This window comes from Herbaspirillum sp. GW103, assembly GCF_000261365.1.
In the GTDB taxonomy this organism is placed as follows: Bacteria; Pseudomonadota; Gammaproteobacteria; order Burkholderiales; family Burkholderiaceae_D; genus Herbaspirillum.
The window spans coordinates 47,671-67,223 of sequence record NZ_AJVC01000002.1; the positions used below are offsets into that span (position 1 = coordinate 47,671).

18 protein-coding genes are annotated in these 19,553 nt (G+C 63.0%); 15 read left to right on the top strand and 3 right to left on the bottom strand.

Annotated elements, in window-relative coordinates; genetic code table 11:
* Positions 1-27: 27 nt before the first annotated feature.
* The 3 genes from GWL_RS01730 (at position 28) to GWL_RS01740 (ending at position 4,003) form a co-directional block, all read left to right on the top strand.
* Entirely contained in the window at positions 28-540 is a 513-nt protein-coding gene (locus tag GWL_RS01730; RefSeq protein ID WP_008325991.1) for a sigma-70 family RNA polymerase sigma factor, read from the top strand.
* Complete coding sequence (locus GWL_RS01735; RefSeq protein WP_008325996.1) at positions 530-1,513, top strand: FecR domain-containing protein; 984 nt, start codon at positions 530-532, stop codon at positions 1,511-1,513. Before GWL_RS01730 ends, GWL_RS01735 begins: the two co-directional genes overlap by 11 nt.
* Positions 1,514-1,618: 105 nt before the next feature.
* Positions 1,619-4,003 carry a TonB-dependent receptor gene (locus tag GWL_RS01740; protein WP_008325998.1) on the top strand — a complete coding sequence of 795 codons (2,385 nt, stop codon included), beginning with the start codon at positions 1,619-1,621 and terminating at the stop codon, positions 4,001-4,003.
* Positions 4,004-4,152: 149 nt separating this feature from the next.
* Here GWL_RS01740 and GWL_RS01745 read toward each other — a convergent pair whose 3' ends face one another.
* Positions 4,153-5,073 (bottom strand): LysR family transcriptional regulator, encoded by a 921-nt coding sequence (locus GWL_RS01745; protein WP_008325999.1) that lies wholly within the window; start codon positions 5,071-5,073, stop codon positions 4,153-4,155.
* A 368-nt stretch (positions 5,074-5,441) separates the two neighbouring features.
* Here GWL_RS01745 and GWL_RS01750 point away from each other — a divergent pair, with 368 nt between their 5' ends.
* The 11 genes from GWL_RS01750 to GWL_RS01805 all read left to right on the top strand — a co-directional run bounded on the left by GWL_RS01750 (position 5,442) and on the right by GWL_RS01805 (position 15,842).
* Positions 5,442-6,296 carry a transporter gene (locus tag GWL_RS01750; RefSeq protein WP_050978060.1) on the top strand — a complete coding sequence of 285 codons (855 nt, stop codon included), beginning with the start codon at positions 5,442-5,444 and terminating at the stop codon, positions 6,294-6,296.
* A 49-nt stretch (positions 6,297-6,345) separates the two neighbouring features.
* Positions 6,346-7,506: a S9 family peptidase gene (locus GWL_RS01755; RefSeq protein WP_008326001.1), complete on the top strand. Its 1,161-nt coding sequence runs from the start codon at positions 6,346-6,348 to the stop codon at positions 7,504-7,506.
* Between the two features lie 49 nt (positions 7,507-7,555).
* Positions 7,556-8,479 (top strand): VOC family protein, encoded by a 924-nt coding sequence (locus GWL_RS01760; RefSeq protein ID WP_008326002.1) that lies wholly within the window; start codon positions 7,556-7,558, stop codon positions 8,477-8,479.
* 19 nt (positions 8,480-8,498) lie between these two features.
* On the top strand, positions 8,499-8,837 hold the full coding sequence (locus GWL_RS01765) for a Rieske 2Fe-2S domain-containing protein (protein ID WP_008326003.1): 339 nt from the start codon (positions 8,499-8,501) through the stop codon (positions 8,835-8,837).
* A gap of 30 nt (positions 8,838-8,867) precedes the next feature.
* A complete protein-coding gene (locus tag GWL_RS01770; protein WP_008326034.1) occupies positions 8,868-9,998 on the top strand; it encodes an FAD-dependent oxidoreductase in 1,131 nt (376 codons plus the stop codon).
* A 71-nt stretch (positions 9,999-10,069) separates the two neighbouring features.
* On the top strand, positions 10,070-11,224 hold the full coding sequence (locus GWL_RS01775; RefSeq protein ID WP_008326041.1) for an MFS transporter: 1,155 nt from the start codon (positions 10,070-10,072) through the stop codon (positions 11,222-11,224).
* Positions 11,221-12,036, top strand: coding sequence for a cyclase family protein (locus GWL_RS01780; RefSeq protein ID WP_008326042.1), 816 nt, complete (start codon positions 11,221-11,223; stop codon positions 12,034-12,036). The genes GWL_RS01775 and GWL_RS01780 overlap by 4 nt, the downstream gene beginning before the upstream one ends.
* 66 nt (positions 12,037-12,102) lie before the next feature.
* Complete coding sequence (locus GWL_RS01785) at positions 12,103-12,684, top strand: cupin domain-containing protein (RefSeq protein WP_034349905.1); 582 nt, start codon at positions 12,103-12,105, stop codon at positions 12,682-12,684.
* A gap of 3 nt (positions 12,685-12,687) precedes the next feature.
* A complete protein-coding gene (locus GWL_RS01790; protein ID WP_008326044.1) occupies positions 12,688-13,671 on the top strand; it encodes a fumarylacetoacetate hydrolase family protein in 984 nt (327 codons plus the stop codon).
* Positions 13,668-14,633 (top strand): NAD-dependent epimerase/dehydratase family protein, encoded by a 966-nt coding sequence (locus tag GWL_RS01795; RefSeq protein ID WP_008326045.1) that lies wholly within the window; start codon positions 13,668-13,670, stop codon positions 14,631-14,633. Before GWL_RS01790 ends, GWL_RS01795 begins: the two co-directional genes overlap by 4 nt.
* 378 nt (positions 14,634-15,011) lie before the next feature.
* Positions 15,012-15,842 (top strand): Sir2 family NAD-dependent protein deacetylase, encoded by an 831-nt coding sequence (locus GWL_RS01805; protein WP_034349810.1) that lies wholly within the window; start codon positions 15,012-15,014, stop codon positions 15,840-15,842.
* 49 nt (positions 15,843-15,891) lie between these two features.
* On the opposite strand, the gene GWL_RS01810 is transcribed toward GWL_RS01805, so the two are convergent.
* Positions 15,892-16,860, bottom strand: coding sequence for a YafY family protein (locus GWL_RS01810; RefSeq protein ID WP_008326049.1), 969 nt, complete (start codon positions 16,858-16,860; stop codon positions 15,892-15,894).
* A 101-nt stretch (positions 16,861-16,961) separates the two neighbouring features.
* On the opposite strand from GWL_RS01810, the gene GWL_RS01815 reads away from it, so the two are divergent.
* A complete protein-coding gene (locus GWL_RS01815) occupies positions 16,962-17,714 on the top strand; it encodes a hypothetical protein (protein WP_192811548.1) in 753 nt (250 codons plus the stop codon).
* A gap of 115 nt (positions 17,715-17,829) precedes the next feature.
* Here the strand turns inward: GWL_RS01815 and GWL_RS01820 are convergent, their stop codons facing one another.
* Positions 17,830-19,323 carry an EAL domain-containing protein gene (locus GWL_RS01820; RefSeq protein ID WP_008326053.1) on the bottom strand — a complete coding sequence of 498 codons (1,494 nt, stop codon included), beginning with the start codon at positions 19,321-19,323 and terminating at the stop codon, positions 17,830-17,832.
* Between the last annotated feature and the right edge of the window lie 230 nt (positions 19,324-19,553).

Here is a 19,553-nt window from a genome sequence, read left to right on the forward strand (position 1 = left end):
ACGTTCTCATTTCATTTTCTTGCGGTCATGGCCGACCTTGCATCTTCCCGTCATCAAGACATCGCTGGCATCTACACCGGGCATCACCGGTGGCTGCTGGGGTGGCTGCGCCGTCGCACCGACAATGCCGACCTGGCCGCCGACCTGGCCCAGGATACCTTCGTCAAGATGATGGTGGCGCGCCGCGACTTCACCCTCGATGAAGTGCGCGCGCTGCTGGCCACCATCGCCCGCGGCCTGATGATCGACCATTTCCGCCGCTGTGCGCTGGAAGCGGCCTTCCTGGAGATGCTTGCGCAGATGCCGCCCGAGCATCTGCCCTCGCCCGAAGCGCAACTGCTGGTGCTGGAAACCCTCAACGAAGTCGACGCCATGCTGGCCGCGCTCCCCCCCAAGGTGCGCAGTGCCTTCCTGCTGTCCCAGCTAGATGGCCTGGGCTATGCCGAGATCGCGACCCGTCTGCAGGTCTCGCTCAGTTCGGTGCAGCAATACATGAGGCGCGCCTTCACCGCCTGTTACCGCCTGCAGTATGGCCGCTGACATCAGCCCGCCGAGCGAGGACATCGTCATGGCCGCCATCGACTGGATGGTCAGACTGCAATCGGGCAGCGCCACCGACCACGACCAGCAAGCCTGCCGCCGCTGGCGGGCTCAATGCCCGCAGCACGAGCTGGCCTGGCAGCGCCTGCAGTGCCTCAGCGAACGGATCGCCACGCTGCCCGCGACTCTGGCCCATGGCAGCATCGGCGCCAGTCCTGCCCGTACCCGCCACAACCGCCGCTTCGCCCTCAAGACCCTGTGCATGACGATCGGTGCCGGGCTGCTGGCCACCAGCGCTGCGCGCCTGGCGCCATGGCAGGCGTGGATGGCCGGGTACACTACCGGCACCGGTGAACGGCGCCGCGTGGTGCTGGCCGACGGCACCGTGCTGGAACTCAACAGCGCCACCGCCGTGGATGCGGATTACGACCAGCAGCGGCGCCTGCTGCACCTGTATCGCGGCGAAGTGCTCATCAGCACGGGACATGAACGTGATCGCCCCTATCGGCCCTTGCTGGTGCAGACCCGACTGGGCCAGGCGCGCGCGCTGGGCACGCGCTTCCAGTTGCGTGATGCGCAGGAGGGCATGCGCCTGGCTGTTTATGAGGGCGCGGTGGAATTCCGTGCTCATGATGAGCACGCGGCCGTACGCGTGGACGCCGGGCAACAGGGGCTGTTCGATGCGCAAGGACTGGTCGGCAGTCTCGCCCCGGCCAATGAGCAGGCCAGCGCCTGGATCGAGGGCGTCATCATCGCCGATCACATGCCCCTGGGCCAACTGGTGGCCGAGCTGGAGCGCAGCCTGCCTGGCAGGCTGCGCTGCGATCCTGCGGTCGCCAGCCTGCCGATCTCAGGCGTGTTTCCGCTCGACCAGCCCGCCCGCATCCTGGCCGCGATCGCCCGGACCTTGCCAGTGCGGGTCGATTCCTTCACGGACTACTGGATCACCTTGCGACCACGGGATGCCACCTGATGCAGGCATTGGCGTAAATCATTTTCATTTTTTTCTGCAGGTTTTTGGATCTCGTTCGGTTTACCAGAGAGCAAGTCCTCTTCAGCTAATCACCCAACGAGATCCATGACCATCCGAACCCGCTTCCCCTCGCGTCCGACCTTGTCCCGACTGGCGATACTGGCCGCTTTGGCCAGCCCCATGGCGGCTGTTCAGGCGCAAGCCACCGACACCCAACGCCAGAGCTACGACATCCCCGCCGGGCCGTTGGACCCGAGCCTCAACAGTTTCGCCCGCCATGCCGGCGTGCTGCTGTCCTTCGATCCGGCCCTCACGCGCGAGCGCCAGAGCAAGGGGCTGTCCGGCCGCTATACCGTGGCCGAAGGCTTTGCCGCGCTGCTGGCCGGCATGCCCCTGCAAGCCATCCGCAATGCCGATGGCAGCTACACCGTGATGGCCCCCGCAGGCATCACCGGCAGCAATGCCAATGCCGTCCTGCCCACCGTCACCATCACCGAAAGCGCCGACCCCACCGCGCCCTATGCCGGTGGCCTGGTGGCGCGTGGCGGCAGCCTGGGCGTGCTGGGCACGGCCAGCGTCATGGATACGCCCTTCAGCACCACCAACTACACCTCGCAAGGCATCGAGGATGTGCAGGCGCGCGCCATCGGTGACGTCATCACCAACGATGCCTCAGTGCGCAACACCAATGGCAATGGCGGTTTCGGCGACAGCTACCAGATTCGCGGTTTCACCATGTCGGCCAATGACGTGGCCTTCAACGGACTCTACGGCATGGTGCCGCTTACACGCATGCCCATTTCCATGGTCGAGCGCATCGAAGTACTCAAAGGGCCGGGAACGCTGATGTATGGCATGGGGCCGGCCGGCGGGGTCGGCGGGGCGGTCAACCTGATCCCCAAGCGGGCACATGAAGATCCGGTCTCCAGCGTCACGGCCACCTATCTCTCCAATTCGCAGTTCGGCGTGAAGGCCGACCTCGGACGTCGCTTCGGCGAGCAGCAGGAATGGGGCATCCGCGTCAATGCCCTCTATGCCGATGGCAATACCGGCCTGTCCGGCAGCAATCAGCAGCAGAGCATGGGCTCGGTCGGGCTCGACTACAACGGTGGCCGCGTGCGCTGGAGCCTGGATGCGTATACCCAGCATGAAGACGCGCGCAACTTCCGCCCGCAATTCAGCGTCAGCAGCCTGGTCATGCCGGAAGCGCCCTCGGGCAAGACCAACCTCTACCCGGGCACCACCCTGCAATCGGACGACAAGGCCGTGACCACGCGCCTGGAATACGACATCAACGACCAGCTCACCGCCTACGGTGCCGTGGGCTATCACGAGGCCAGCTCCTACCAGAGCTTTCCCGGCGCCACCATCCTCAATGCAGCCGGTGATACGGGGACTCTCTCCAATGGCTATTACGACCAGAAGGTGGTCTCCACCTCCGCCGATGTGGGCCTGCGCGCGCGCCTGAACACCGGTGGCATCAAGCACACCGTGATGCTGGGCGCAAACATGCTGGACCAGCAGACCGATTATTTCTACCTCTCCGAAAGCAGCAGCGTCACCTCCAACCTGTATCGCCCGGTGGCGCTGGCCGCCATTACCGGTGCACGCGGCCAGCCCACGCCGCAAAGCCAGGTACGCCTGACCAGCCTTGCCCTGACCGATACGCTGTCGCTGGCCGATGACCGCCTGCGTTTCATCGTCGGCCTGCGCCGTCAACAGGTCTATTCGCACAGCCTGGTCGATGCCACCCAGACCTCCAACAAGACCGCCATCTCGCCGGTACTGGGTGTGGTCGTCAAGCCGGTGCAGAACGTCTCGCTCTATGCCAACTACACGGCGGCGCTCAGTGCCGGTGGTTTCACTTCGGCCAGCGACGGCAATCCCAACCAGCTCTTCCCGCCCTACAAGTCCAAGCAGGTGGAAACCGGGGCCAAGGTCGACTGGGGCCGCATCACCACCACCGCCGCCGTATTCCAGATCGAGCAGGCCAATTCCAGCACCACGCTGGTCAATGGCGTGAGCACCACCACCCAGGATGGCCGCAACCGCGTGCGCGGACTGGAACTGGCGGCCTATGGTGAAATACGGCGCGGCCTGCGCTTCAATGCCAGCGGCACCTTCTTCGATGCCAAGCAGTACCACACCGACAATGGCACCAATGACGGCAAGGATGTCGGCGCCATCCCCAACAGCAATTTCAATCTCGGCCTGGACTGGGATGCGCCCTGGCTGCAAGGCTTGGCCTTCAATACCCGCGTCACCCGTACCGGCTCGATGTGGTACAGCAACGAGAACAAGCTCAAGGTGCCGGGATGGACCCGCGTCGATATCGGTGCGCGCTACATCACCCGAACGGCAGGGCAGGTCGTGACCTATCGCGCCAACATCGAAAACTTGTTCGACAAGAATTACTGGCTGATGCAGAACGGTTATGTCGGCACGGCATCGGGGCGCACTCTGGTGCTGTCGGCACAGGTCGATTTCTGATTTGCACGTACTTAGTACTGATCTGCACGTACTTAGTTGTGAGTTGCATCTAATACCCTGCTGCTGAAAGGCAGCAGGGTATTTTTTTTAAAAAACTTGGTTGATATAAATAATTTATACTGATTATCGAAATGGCTCAGGCTGCTTCATCAAGCCATTTCCATGTCCATCTCCCTCGCACTTTCCAGGAACACCTGCCGCAACCACTCGATGCCCGGATCATTGGTGCGATAGCGGTGCCACTGCATCATCTGGTGCATCTCCGCCAGCGGCAGCGGGCTCTCCTTCAACACCACCGGCAACTGCGCCGCCAGCCTGCGCGCCAGCCGGCCATGCACGGTGGCGATGCGGTTGGTCCCTTGCACCAGTGCCACGCAGGAAGCAAAGCTGAAGCTGGTCACTTCCACCCGCCGTGCAAAGCCCAGCTTGTTGGCCATCCACGCTTCCACCGACGAGGCATTGGCACCCGGCGGCACCATCACCACATGACCGGCCTCCATGTAGCGCTCCAGCGTCAGCTTGCCCTTGGCCAGCGGACTGTGGCGCCACACCACGCAGACATGACGTTCGCGAAACACTTCCTCCGCAGGATGATCAGGCGTACAGAATTCTTGCGGCAATACCAGCAGATCGACTTCGGCCCGGTCCAGCGAGCGGGTCGGGTCCTGCACCTGCGGCATGAGCGCAAAGCGGATCTGCGGCCCCTCGGCGTGGGCTCGTGCGATCACCCGCGGGATCAGCACGTTCAGGCTGAAGTCCGACACCGAGATGCGGAATTCCCGATGGGAGTCGGCCGGCACGAAGGCCGGCTTGGCCGCGATCGATCCTTCGATGCGCCGCAGCACATCGTTGACCGCGTCGCGCAGCACTTCGGCACGGGGCGTGGCTTCCATGCGGCGGCCGACCTGGATCAGCAACTCGTCATCGAAATACTCGCGCAGGCGCCCCAGTGCATTGCTCATGGCGGACTGGCTCAGGTGGATCTTCTCGGCGGCGCGGCTGATGTTGAGTTCGGTCAGCAAGGCGTCCAGGGCGACCAGCAGATTGAGGTCGAGCTTGTTGAAACGCATGAATAAGTCTCCGTTGTCGGGGGCCGGCCTTTCTTCTGTGCAAGGCTTGCAGGGCGCGGTCATGTATTGATCCCGTCCATATCATGAATCAAAACAATCCATTTGATCAATATCAACCACAACCTTAATCTTCACCCAACCGCTGCACGGCCTCGCAGACAGACACGAGAAAAGGCTGGCACGGCAAGCTGGTGGCGCATTGGTTGCGCCACTGTTGAGCCTGGCCCCGACAAGACGCCGCGACGGCGAACAACAAGCCAGGCAGGGTAGGAGACAAGGAGACAGCAGTGAAGAGAGGAACCGTACCAGCCCGGCGGCTGGGCAATCGTGCCGTCCTGGCCACCCTGGCCGTGATCGGTGCTGCCAGCATGCAGTCCGCGCAAGCCTTCGAAGGGGGTGTTTCGCCATTCCCCACCGGGTCCACCAGTGAATACATTGCCGCCCTGCCGCCCATTGCGGGCCTGTTCGCGGTGCAGCAGTTCAACTACAGCAGTGCCGACGGACTCTACGACAACAACGGCAACAAGCGTCCTATCCCCTTCAAGACGGATGTCTACTCGGCCACCACGCGCCTGCTGGCTTCCTACGGTGTGCAATGGATGGGGGCCAAGGTGTATTCCCAACTGGTGCTGCCGGTGGTCTCGCTGCATACCGAAGTGGCCGGCCATGGCGAAAATCACAGCGGTCTGTCCAACATCACCTTCACGCCCTTGCTGCTGCGCTGGGATGTCGCCGCACATACCAATGTCACCTTCGGCTTCGACTTCGCGCTCAAGACCGGCTCCTATGATGCCAAGCGGACCAGTGTGGCAGTGGGCTACAACTCCTACCAGCCGGTGCTGGCGATCCGCCACAACGATCCGGACGGACTGGACCTGGGCATCTCCAACCGCCTGCTCTTCAATGACAAGAACAGCGATACCAACTACCGCTCCGGCACGGCCTATGTGGCCGACTTCATCGGCGGCTGGAACTTCGGCAAGTGGAAGGTGGGCGTTACCGGTTCCTACCTGAACCAGTTCACCGATGATCGCCAGAACGGCGCGGATATCACCGGCAATCGCTCCCGCAGCTTCGCCATGGGCCCCACGGTGGCCTACAACGCCGGTACCTACAGCATCAACATGAACTACCAGCGCGGTCTGTATGCCGCCAATACGACCAAGAGCAATGCCGTCTGGATCAACTTCGCCATGCCGCTGTGGCTGGGCGGCCCGCGCTGAGCCGGCGCCGGCCTCGCCGGGCATCACTCATCATCAAAGGAGTTACACCATGTTCCGTTACTTCCCGACGAACTATGTCTGGAATCTTTCCGTCGACCTCGCCATCGAGATGGGCGCGCGCATCGGTGAAATCGAAGCCATGTGCGCCCCCTTGCAGGAGGCGGCCAAACAGCCTGACGCCGAAGGCACCGCTGCCTTCCGCGCCACCTGGGCGGACATGGCAGAAAAGCTGTGCAGCCTGGCCGCCGAAGACGAAGTACGCGGCCGGCTGCTTTCCGCAGGCGCCAAGTACAAGCGTGCGGCCAGCTACCTGCTGACCTGCGAACGCCTGCAGGCGCATGGCGCGCCGGGTCGGCTGGAACTGTATCGGCGCTTCCTGGAGGTGTTCCAGCGCGGCATCACCCTGGCCGGCGAGAACTGCGAGCGGGTCGAGATTCCCTATCAAGGCAAGGTCATCTCCGGCTTGTATGTACGCGCCAACAAGGTCAAAGGTCCGGCCCCGATTCTGGTGCAGCTCAATGGCCTGGATTCGACCAAGGAAATGAAATACCTGGTCGGCCTGCCCGGCTGGCTGGCCGAGCGCGGCGTGTCCTCGCTGGTGATCGACCAGCCCGGCACCGGCGAAGCGCTGCGTCTGCATGGCATGACCGCGCGCTTCGATGCGGAGCACTGGGCAAGTCACGTGGTGGACTGGCTGGAGCAGCGTGATGATGTGGATGCCAGCCGCATCGGCTGTGAAGGCGTCTCCCTGGGCGGTTACTACTGCCCGCGCGTGGTGGCCATGGAGCCGCGCTTTGCCTGTGGCGTGGTATGGGGAGCCAATCACGACTGGCGCGATGTACAGAAAAAGCGCCTGGAAAAAGAGGGCGATTTCCCCGTGCCGCATTACTGGCAGCACGTCAGCTGGGTATGGGGCGCCAAGGATATCGACGACTTCATGCGCATCGCCGAAGACGTGCATCTGGATGGCGTGGTCGAGAAGATCCGCGTGCCTTTCCTGGTCACCCACGGCGAGAAGGACACCCAGATTCCCCTGAAGTGGGCGCACCGCACCTACGAACAACTGGTCAACAGCCCCAAGCGCGAATTGAAGGTCTTCACCGATCGCGAAGGCGGCGCGCAGCACGCCAGTTTCGACAACTCCATCAACGCCGGCCACGTCATCGCCGACTGGGTGGCCGAGACCCTGGGCGGGCGCACCAAGGCCTGATGCGCACGACGCTACGACACAACACCGAGTCAATCACAAGGAAATCCGCATGAACATCATTGGACCCGATGCCCTGGTCTTTGGCGTGGACGATCTGCCCGCCTGCCGCCAATACCTGATCGACTATGGCTTGAAGGATGTCGGTCATGACCGTTACGAAGCCCTCGACGGTACCGCCATCGTGCTGCGCGCCAAGGACGATGCCACCCTGCCACCGCCCATGGCGACCGCCAGCCTGCTGCGCGAGACCGTCTATGGCGTGGCCGATAACGCCACGCTGGATGCCATCGAAACCGAACTGCGCCGCGACCGCGAGGTCAGCCGCCGCGATGGCGTGGTGCGCAGCGTCGACGACATGGGTTTCGCGCTGGCCTTCCAGGTCACCGTACGCCGCCCGCTTGCCATCCCGTCCGAACGCGTCAATGGTCCTGGCGATGCCCAGCGCGCACCGAACCAGCTGGGCTTGCCCGCCGATGTGCAGGCCCTGCCGCGTACGCTGTCGCATGTGGTGTATTTCGTTCCTGACGCCGCCAAGGCCGAGGCTTTCTATCAGCGCCTGGGCTTCGTCTGTACCGACCGCTTCACCGGCGTGGGTCCCTTCCTGCGTCCCGCGGGTACGCAGGACCACCATACCCTGTTCATGATCCAGACCCCGCCCTTCATGAAAGGCTGCGAACACTTCACCTTCCACATGGGCGGTCCGACCGAAGTGCTGCTGGCCGGCACCCGTTTCGTCGAGAAGGGTTACCAGAGCTTCTGGGGGCCGGGGCGTCATCGCTTTGGCAGCAACTGGTTCTGGTACTTCAATTCACCGCTGGGTTGCCACGTCGAATACGATGCCGACATGGACCTGCACGACGAACAGTGGGCCGCGCGCGAAGCGCCGATGGGCGCGGATGCCTCGCAACTGTTCCTGTTCCAGTACCGCGAAAAGTGGGCGCCGAGTGGTCCGCCGCCGGGCGCCGCACGCTGATCCGCGCGGGGAGACGGCCATGTACCTGTGTCATGTCACGCAATTGCCCGAAGACGGTGCACGCGGTTTCGATACCGACGGGGCCGGGCAGGCCACCATCTTCCTGTTGCGGCGGGGCGACCAGATCCGCGCCTGGCGTGACAGCTGCCCGCACCACGGCACCCCGTTACCGTGGCGGCGCGATGCCTATCTCGACGCCAGCGGCCAGCACGTGGTCTGTGCCGCACATGGTGCGCTGTTCGATCCGCTCACTGGCGTCTGCACCCTCGGCCCCTGCCTGGGCGATACGCTCACGCCGGTGGCGCTGCGCCTCGACGACGACGGCGGCCTGCACCTGGCCACCGGCGCCGATGCTTAACCCTTTCAAGAACAAGATTCAGGAGACACCATGACACTCGCAGCCCAACGCATCCTCATCATCGGCGGCGGTTTTTCCGGCATGTCCGCCGCCATCGATCTGCGCCGCCGTGGCGCGCAAGTCGACCTGGTGGAACTGGATGCCCAGTGGCGCAACTATGGCGCCGGCATCAGCCTGGGCCCGGCCACGCTGCGTGCCCTCAAACAACTGGGCGTACTCGATGTCTTCTTGCGCGAAGGTGCGGCCGGTGACGGCGTGCGCCTGTGCCTGCCGCACGGACCGCAGATCGCCGAACTGCCCACGCCGCGCCTGGCCTCGCCCGATGTCCCTGGCGGCGGCGCCATTCTGCGTCCGGTACTGGCGCGCATCCTGGCCGATGCCACCCGCGCAGCCGGTACCGATGTGCGCCTGGGCTGCACCTTCACTGCCGTGCGCGAGATCGGTGACGAGGTCGAGGTAGACTTTAGCGACGGCCAGACCCGTCGCTACGATCTGGTGATCGGTGCCGACGGCCTGTACTCCAAGCTGCGCGCCCAGCTCTTCCCCGACGCACCCAAACCGCGCTACAGCGGCCAGGCGGTATGGCGCGCCATCCTGCCACGTCCGGCAGAGATCACCACCTGCACCATGTGGATGGGGCCGCGCATCAAGCCCGGCGTCAATCCGGTTTCCAAGGACGAGATGTACCTCTTCGTGACCGAGCCGCGCCCGGTCAACGAGCACCTTGATCCGGCCAGCTTCGTGGCGCGTCTGCGCGGCCTGCTGGAAGATTTCAGTGCACCGGTCCTGAAGACCATCCGTGACCAGCTCGATGACAACGCGCGCATCATCTTCCGTCCGCTGGAAGGTCTGCTGCTGCCGCGTCCGTGGTACCAGGGACGTGTCGTGTTGATCGGTGATGCGGTCCATGCCACCACGCCGCACCTGGCTTCGGGAGCCTGTATCGGTATCGAAGACGCCCTGGTGCTGGCCGACGAACTGGCGCGCAACACCAGCGTACCACTGGCCCTGTCAGCCTTCGAGGAGCGCCGCTGGGAACGTTGCCGCATGGTGGTGGAGAACTCGGCGCGGCTGGGCGAGATCGAGGTCGAGGGCGGCGACAAGGAAGAGCATTCCCGCATCATGCGCGAGTCGCATGCGGCACTGGTCCAGCCCATCTGACATCCATAAAGAATATAAAAAATATAAACGATTAACGGTTCTGCAATCCGCGTACGACGCGAGGAGACAAGATGATCACGACCTATTCCAAGCGCGCCCTGGCTGCGCTGATGCTGGCCCACTGTGCCGGCATGATCGACCTGGTCTCGCTGCCCGTCTGGGTCGGCACGCTGGTGGCGCATTACCACTTCGATGCGCGTCAGGCAGGCTTGCTGGCGTCGCTGTTCCTGGGCGGCGCGGTACTGGCCAGTGCCGTGCTGGCCCCGCGCTTCGATCCGGAAACGGCGCGCTGGAAGGCGGCCATCGGCTTTGGCCTGTCGGCGGTGCTCTTTGCGCTGGCCGCGCAGACCCAACATTACCTGCTGCTGGCCTTGCTGCATGCGGTGTGCGGGCTGACCACCGGTCTTTCCCTGAGCGTCACGCATGGCACCATCGCGCGGGGCAGCAATCCGCATCGCGGTTTTGCACTGGTCGGCATCGCGCTGGGCGTGTTCGCCATCCTGTTCCTGGGCAGTGCACCGCCTGTCATCGCCAGCCTCGGGGGCGCTGCCTTGTTTTACCTGTTTGCGGGCGTGATGGCGGTGGGGGCGCTGGCCTGCGCCTTGGCGTTTCCGCGTGCCGAGACCGATGGCACGGCCCGCGTGGCTGCGCCGCGCCAGCCGGTGCCACGCCAGGTGTGGTACGGCATTGCCGGCATTGCCTGCATGGGTCTGGTGCAATCGATGACGTTCAGTTTCCTGGAGCGCGTGGGCAGTGATCGCGGATTCGGACTGCAAGCGGTCACGGGTGTGCTCATCGCGCTGGGCTTCGTCAATCTCCTGCCCGCGCCGCTGGCGGCCCTGCTGGAAAAACGGCTGCCGGCCCGCAGCGTACTCATGGCCGGCCCGCTGGTGCAGGCGCTGCTGGTGGTGGTGATCATGACTTCGGCACGCTTTGCACCCTATGCCGCGGCGGCCTCGGTCTTTGCTGCCGTGATGATCTTCACGCACACCTTTGCCTTTGGCCTCATGGCCCGGCTGGACCGCAGCGGTCGCGCCATGGCCGCCACGCCCGCCATGCTCATGACGGGCGCGGCCATCGGCCCCATCCTCGGCGGCACGCTGGTGCAGGGCTGGGGCTATGGCAGCCTGGGACCGGTGGCCCTGCTCCTGGGCGTGAGTGCATCGATCTGTTTCTCGCGACTGCCACGTGCGGTCGCCGTTCAACCCCAGGAGGCCCTGGCATGACCGTATCCCCGCAAGCGCGTCGGCGTCATCGTTTCGTCGACCTGTCCATCTACCTTGAAAACGACGTGCTCTCCGACCCGCCGCCCCTGGCACCGAAGATCACTTACCAGAAGCACGCCGATACCCTGCCCGAGTTCATGGCCATGCTGCCCGGTACGCAGCCCGAGGACTATCCCGATGGCGAAGCCGCCGCTGCCGAGTGGGTCACGCTGACCACGCACAATGGCACGCACCTGGATGCACCCTGGCATTTCCACTCCACGCAGGATGCCAGGAACGGGGGCGCACGTCCCTCCATTACCATCGATGAAGTCCCGCTGGAATGGTGCTTTCAGGCCGGCGTGAAGCTGGACTTCCGTCACTTCCCCGATGGCTATGTGGCCACCGCCGCCGACGTGGACGCTGAACTCAAGCGCATCGGCCACGTGCCGCAGCCACTCGATATCGTCGTGGTCAATACCCGCGCCGGATCGCGCTACGGTCATCGCGACTATCTCGGTGCCGGTTGCGGCATGGGCTACGAAGCCACCATGTACCTGCTCGAACGCGGTGTGCGCCTGACCGGTACCGATGCCTGGAGCTGGGATGCACCCTTCTCCTATACCGCACAGCGCGTGGCCGAGACCGGCAACAAGGCGCTGATCTGGGAGGGCCACAAGGCCGGTCGCGATATCGGTTACTGCCACCTGGAGAAGCTGCACAACCTCGAAGCCTTGCCTGCGCACGGCTTCACCATCAGCTGCTTTCCCCACAAGATTCGTGGCGCCAGCGCCGGGTGGACCCGCGCGGTAGCGATCTTCGACGAAGGCTGAACCCGGCTGCCACCCTGGCAGCCATCAGCAGATTCACGCACGACCAGCATTTCCATGGAGCTCATGATGTCCTTCCCCCCGATACACCGCGTCGTCACCGGCCACGATGCACAAGGCCGATCCATCGTCAGCAGCGACGGCCCGCTGCCCACCGTCGTGGAGGTGGCCGCCATTCCCGGCACGCTCTTCCATGAAGTCTGGAGTACCGGCGCCACGCCTGCACGTGTGGACAATGGGGCTGATCCCACCCTGGGAGCGCTGGTCCTGTCACCGCCTGAACGCGGCACGCGCATGCGTTTCGTGGACATCCCGGCCGATACCGAGGAATTCCTTGCCAGCGGCAACAGCAAGATGCACGAAGCCTTCAGCCAGATCGGCGAGGCTTCGGCCTCCACCGTGCAGGCCGACTCCCCGCACCCGCTGATGCACCGGACCGAATCGGTGGACTACGGCATCGTCATCGAAGGCGAGATGACACTGGTATTGGAGCGTGGCGAAGTTGCCCTGAAACCCGGCAGCGTGGTGGTACAGCGCGGCACCAACCACGCCTGGGCCAATCGTTCGGGCAAGCCCTGCCGCATGCTGTTCATCCTGGTCGATGGCGAGTATGACCCGGCCATTGCCGCGCAACTGGGCAAGGGAGCATAAGCCATGAAGTTCGCTACCCTGCGCGACGGCTCGCCTGATGGCGCGCTGGTACTGGTCGCGCGTGATGCCGCCACTGCCTTGCCGGTGCCGCAGATTGCGCGCACCCTGATCGATGCGCTGGCACGCTGGGACGAGGTCAAGCCTGCACTGACCGAGCGTTATGAGGCCCTCAATGAAGGCCGGGCCGAGGGTGTCATCAGCTTCGATGCGCAGCTGTGCATGGCACCGCTACCACGCGCACCGCAATGGCTGGACGCATCCGCCTTCCTCAATCACGGACGCTTGATGGAAGAAGCCTTCAAGACGCCGCCGATTCCGTATTTCGATACCGTTCCCGTGATGTACCAGGGGGCCAGCGATGATTTCCTCGGGCCGCAGCAGGACGTGCCGCTGCGCTCGGAAGCCGAAGGCATCGACTTCGAGGGCGAGTTCGGTGTGGTGGTCGGCCCGGTCGCCATGGGCGCGACACCGGACGAGGCCCTGCAGGCCGTGCGCCTGGTGGTGCAGCTCAATGACTGGAGCCTGCGCGCACTTGGCCCGCATGAGATGAAGACCGGTTTCGGTTTCCTGCAGGCCAAGCCCTCGACGGCATTTGCACCTATTGCCGTCACGCCCGATGAACTGGGCATGGCCTGGCGCGATGGCCGTGTGCACATGCACTTGCATGTGCAATGGAATGGCGCGCGCTTTGGCGAACCGCACGGCGGCGAAATGAATTTTTCCTTCGGTCAGTTGATTGCCCATGCGGCGCACAGCCGCCGTCTTACGGCGGGTTGCATCATTGGCTCGGGTACCGTTTCCAATGTTGCGCGCGCGGCCGGTTCGGCTTGCATCGCCGAGCGGCGCGTGATCGAGAAGATCGATCACGGCGAGATCCGTACCGGCTTCATGCACTTCGGCGACGAGGTGCGCATGCAGGCGCATTACGAGGATGGCAGTGCCGGTCCCTTCGGCATCGTGCAACAGCGCGTGGTGCGGGCAGCATGAAGGTCCTGGTCACCGGCGCGGGCGGCTTCATCGGCGCGACCCTGCTGCGGTTGCTGCAGCAGACGGGGCAGGTCGGCACGCGACGCATTGCGCGGCTGGCGGCCATGGACAAGCGCTTGCCATCGCTGCCAGATACCGTTGAAGGTATCGAGGGTCAATTGCAGGATGCGCAGGTGCAGTCACGTCTGGCGCAGTTCGGTGCTGATCTTTGCTTTCATCTGGCCGCGGTTCCGGGTGGCGCGGCCGAAGCCGATCCGGCCTTGAGCCGCCGTGTCAACCTGGATGCCACGCTCGATCTGTTCAACTTGCTGGCTGAGGGCAGGGCCGCAGCAAGTGCAGCGCCGGTGGTGGTGTATGCCAGCACCATCGCGGTGTACGGTACGCCCTTGCCCGACCCGGTCGTTCCGACGACGCCCACGCGACCGGCCTTGATCTATGGCGCCCACAAGCGGGCCTGCGAAATCCTGCTGGCCGATGCCACGCGGCGCGGTGTGCTCGATGGTCGTTCGTTGCGTTTGCCGGGCATCGTGGCCCGCCCGCGCACTGCATCCGGACTGGTCTCGGCCTTCATGAGCGAACTGCTGCATGCACTGGCCGCAGGTGAATCAGTGACCCTGCCGGTGGGGCCGCAAGCGACCGCGTGGTGGATGTCGGCGCAACGTTGTGCAGAAAACCTGCTGCATGCGGCGACCATGGATCCGCTGCTGGATACGGAAGGCCACATGGACCGCACCTGGGCCTTGCCGGTGTTGCGGCTGTCCATGCAGGAAGTGGTCGAAACGCTCTCGGCCTTGTATGGCGTTGATGGCAATGCGCTCGTGCGCTATGCCCCGCAAGAGCCGGTGGAGGCGGTCTTTGGCCGCTATCCCGTGCTCGATGACCGCATTGCGCGCAGGCTGGGCTTGCGTGATGACGGGACGGCGGCGGAGTTAGTGCAGCGAGCGCTGACCTTCCTCTCCTGAACCTCAGGGTCGGCCCCTCTCCGCCGTCACGGTTCTTGTCCCTGCTTGCCTGCTCTGACGGCTCCCTTCTCCACGGATCAGTTGAGACAAATAATGTCTCTTCCCGGTGCGATCATTCATTCCTTCAGCAACAAGGAGGCCTTTTGCAATCCGATTGCCAGGGACCGGGACATGAACCGTAAAAGGAGCCAGAAGATGCCGGTATTGATTGAACACATTGATGCGATCGCAAGGAAACGTCAGCGTGATGTGCTCTACCTCTCATTTGTCTTGGAACGCGATTCACACAGGTATTTACAATAATGTTGGCCTGATCGGGCTTGCTGGTGAAGAGCGGGCTGACCCATAGCGCGATCGGGAAGTGAAAGCATATCCTCGATGACACCACGTTTTGAACAATTGCAGAGGGCTGCAGGTTGGATAAAGGAGGCAGACGGGCTTCTGATCACGGCCGGGGCTGGTATGGGCGTCGATTCGGGGTTGCCGGACTTCCGGGGAGAGGAAGGGTTCTGGGCTGCGTACCCGGCGCTGGGCCGGGCCGGCCTCTCCTTTGAAGACATCGCCAACCCGCAGGCATTCTTGTCCGATCCTCGGCTCGCATGGGGCTTTTATGGACACCGGCTGGCGCTCTATCGCGCAATCGTGCCGCATCACGGTTTTACCCTGTTGAGACAGTGGGCCGACAGGATGCCATCTGGCGCCTTCGTCTTCACCAGCAATGTAGATGGTCATTTCGGAAAGGCTGGTTTTTCCGATCAGCGCATTGTTGAATGTCACGGATCGATTCACGCCATGCAATGTGTGAACGCCTGCTCTGGCGCAGTCTGGTCTGCAGAGGGCTTTGAACCGGACGTTGACGAGGTGAGCTGTCTACTGCAAGGGGACCTGCCAACCTGTCCTCACTGTGCAGGCCTGGCGCGGCCACATATCCTCATGTTTGACGACGTAGACTGGCATCATACGTCGGCAGTGCAGCAGCGATGGCGCCTGGAGCAATGGATCGCTGCCACACGGCACCTTGTGGTCATCGAAATCGGAGCGGGCTCCGCACTTCCGACCGTGCGACGCTTCGGCGAACGATACGGTCCGCGCGTGATCCGTATCAATGCACGCGAAGCAGCCATTGCCCCGCACATCGGAACGGGAATTGCCGGTTCGGCGATAGATGTGCTGCGCGAGCTGGACAGCTTTTCCCAGGAGAGATCCTAGCGCTTGAGAGTGGCAAGGGCGTTGAGGACCTTCAGAGCGTTGAACAGCGCTAGTGGTCTTTTTCATAGAGTCGCGCGCTGGCCTTGGCCTCTGCAGAGAATTCCTTGCGCAGGCTCCGGGGTTCCAGTATTTCGGCATGGGGGCCGAAGGAGCGCAGCCACCAGCGCAGTCTTTCGCTGAGAATGACCGTCGCCCGAACGGTGATACTGCCATCCGGATGTGTTTCCACGGTCTGGTCGCCTGAGATGGGAGCTTCCAGAACGGCGTGGTTGCGGCCTTTGGCAAAGCGAACGGCCAGTTTGATATCTCCTTTCGGAAGGAAATCGAATTGCCTCTCTTGCGCGATGTATTTCTCCAGGGAGAAGTCGCGGGGATAGGAGAACGGATCCGGACAGACCTGTGCGCTCTTCATGCGGTCGAGCCGGTACATGGCCGGATCGGGCTTGGAGGTCCGTTTGGCCACCAGATAGACGAACGAGGCCATTTCGACCAGGCCCAGCGGCATGACCAAACGGGCCTCCGGCGTTTTGTCCGGACTGGACCGGGCGTGATAGACGATCTCCAGAAGCTGCTCGGAAAACAGCGCTTCGGAGACGGACAAGAAGATGGATTCCGGTATCACCGGAGCCAGTAACTGAAAGCCGCTATCGACGATGGCCACTTTCTTGTTCCAGCTGGCATGTCGCCGGGTATTCGATCCCATCCCCTGTTTCAGCCGCTCTTGGGCGACATCGAACAGTCCCGCCAGGGAATTGGCCACTAGCGCCGGGATCTGGCGACTGGCAAAGCGTTTGAGCGCCTGCAATGCAAGGGCCTCGTCAAAGGTCATCATGCCGCCCGCTTTGGCGGCCACGCCGCTGGCTCCTTCCTTTTTCTGCCACGCCAGCGCATTGCCGATCTTGTCGCTGATCACCACACCCTCATCGCGAAACGCCTCCAGGCGGCGTTGAACGGTCTTGTTGTGCTGAACGCTCAGGCCACTGCGTCTGAGTGCATCCGCGACTTCAGGCGTGGTCATCCAGGGATCAGTCGATTTCCTGGTTGGCAGGAGGGCAAGAATGGGGGAGTCGAGGGGGGACATGAGAAAGCAAGGAAATCGAATGAGACATAAAATGTCTCATGGATGAGGGACACTGGCAAGGCTGGTCAGGGGACGAGCAAGAAATGCCGATGCCGATCCCTTCGCTGCATACATTTTCGGGTCAACCACATCAAGGAAAGAGAACAATGAGAGAGCTGATTTCCAGTCTTCAACAGGCGATCAAACAGAACACGCTTGATTCACGTCGTATAAACGATGCGATTGGTCAGCTCCAGGCCCTCGGTCACAAGGCGTATGACGCACACAAGTTCCCGGCGCTTCCCGCGAACACTGCTGAGTTTTCCGGTGACATCGGTGATACCCCACAGAACCTGGCAGAAGCGCTGCTTTGGAAAATGGGCAAGTGGAATACCTACAAAATATTCGTGGAAAATTTCAATGATCTCGACCGGGAAGTCTCATCCGACGGCGGCGTCGTTTTCTCTGCCTTCGCCAGGTATCTTCGGGATCCTGATGCGCCGATTTATGATCAACATGCGATGCGCGCGATTTGGGCGTTAGGCTCGCTGGATGCAACCGAAGAGGAAAAATGCAGGAAGTTTCTTTTCACGGGGAGCGGCCGCTGGAGGCAGACCGGAACTGGCGACAATGACGCCTCCTGCTACCGGCTGTTCGTTAAACATGTCAACGCGATCTGCGACACCAACCAGGTGACGCACGCCGCGCTGGACAAGCTGCTCATGCCGTTGGGGCAAGCACTCAAGGCGCGTACGGGAAATGCGAATGTCAGTGACAGGCAGGCCTTCGTCGAACTTTGCTGGCCAAGCTGAAGCGCGACACTTTTGTACGTTCCGGGAGCTCACGTTTGAATGAACGCCGGGTGGCCGGGGGAGGGGCTGCGTGCCCCTGGTTCTCGACGTCGCAAGGCGCGCGTGGGGCGTGAGTTCACGCCGCCAACCCAAACTGCTCCAGCGTATAAGGCCGCCTCTGCCGCATCACCTCGTTCAATTCCATCGCCTTGCTGAACAGCCATCCCTGCGCATGAATCTGCGGTGCGATGCTGCGCACGAGCTGCAACTGTTCTTCCGTTTCAATGCCCTCGATGACCACCTTCAGCTCCAGCTCGGTGGCCAGGCGCAGCAGGTTGGGGACCACCGAGCGCAGCGGCGATCCCGTGCTAAGGGCGCTGGTGAAGAGCCGGTCAATCTTGATGCCGTCGAACTGCGCATACGACAGGTGCGAGAGATTGGCGCTGCCGGTGCCGAAGTCATCGATCCAGATCGCAAAGCCGGCCTTGCGCAACAGTTCGATGTTCTGCGTGAAGGTGGCCGAACGGATGTCGGCGCGCTCGGTGACTTCCAGGTGCAATTGCGAACGTAGCCCCGGCGTGGCCGCCGTCAGTTCCAGGGCGAACTCGATGAAATCCGCATCCTCGATGTCGGCGACCTCGGTATTGATAGCCAGCATCAGCGCCGGATCGGCCTGCAGCAGGTCGTGCATCTCGCGCACCGCACGCGCCAGCACCACCTTGGCCAGCGCCGCACTGAGCCGGTTCTGCGCGGCCAGCGGCACAAAGATGTCCGGACCGATCTCGGGCTCGCCCGCGGGTCTCCAGCGCGCCAGTGCTTCGTAACCCGTCAGGCTCAGATCCCGCACGCAGACGATGGGCTGGTACAGCAGCACGATCTCGTCACGAGCAATGCCCTCGCGCAGTTTCTCCAGCACACCCTGGTTGCGGCGCAGGCGCAGATACATCAGGCAGGCCAGCGCCCCCAGCAGGAAACCGCCAGCCAGCAACGCCAGGAAGCTCAAGGGATGCGCCAGCGCAAACCAGTGCAGGCGCGCCGTGGCATGGGCGCACAGGGCCATGTCGCGACTGCACTCGGTAATGTCGATATGAGGCAGCAGATCCATCGCTCCGGCTGGGTTGTAGCGCAGACCAGCGCGTTCGGCATAGGTGTGCGTGCCATCGCCGTTGGTGATGCGCAGTGACACATCCTGATAAAAACGGTTGAGCTCGAAGGTCGAGGGCGAGGCGATGGCCAGGCTGTGATTGAGGGCGACCAGATTGCTCTGGTAGTGCGTCTGCAAGACTTCCTGGCGGCTCCATACGTCGAAGCCGCCGCGCGCGCGATAGTGCGGTGCGGGCAGCCGGGTCGGCTGCGCCAGCTTGCCCCACAAGGCCGTACAGCGCACCACCCCCTGCTCGATGCGACCCAGGTCGGCCACATAACTGTTGGCATAGGCGATGTTGCGCAGCATGGTGAGATCACCCTCGGAACAGGCTTCGAACGGACTGGCCTCGGCCCGGCGCAGTGCATCGGCAGTGGCCCGCCCGGCGTCTTCCGCACGCTGCAAGGCCTGCATCGACGAGGCGTCGATGTGGACAATCTCCGAGACGGTCAGCGCGAGCTGCGCCAGAATGACTCCCCCAAGCATGCAGCTGCAGGCCCAGAGAAGGATTTTCCAGGAGGAAACGCGTCGGAAGACTTGGCGATTCATTGCTCAGAAAGTAATTATGTCGCGCAAGCTTAATTTAAAACGCTGCTTCCTTATCCGGTTTTTTTTCGTGGCCGCTTGTTTTGCCTCGTGTTTTGCGGCCATTTCCCAGCGTGCGGTAGACACCCCCATCGCAAGTGATGTGCGCTATCCACGAATCTCGCCAGTCC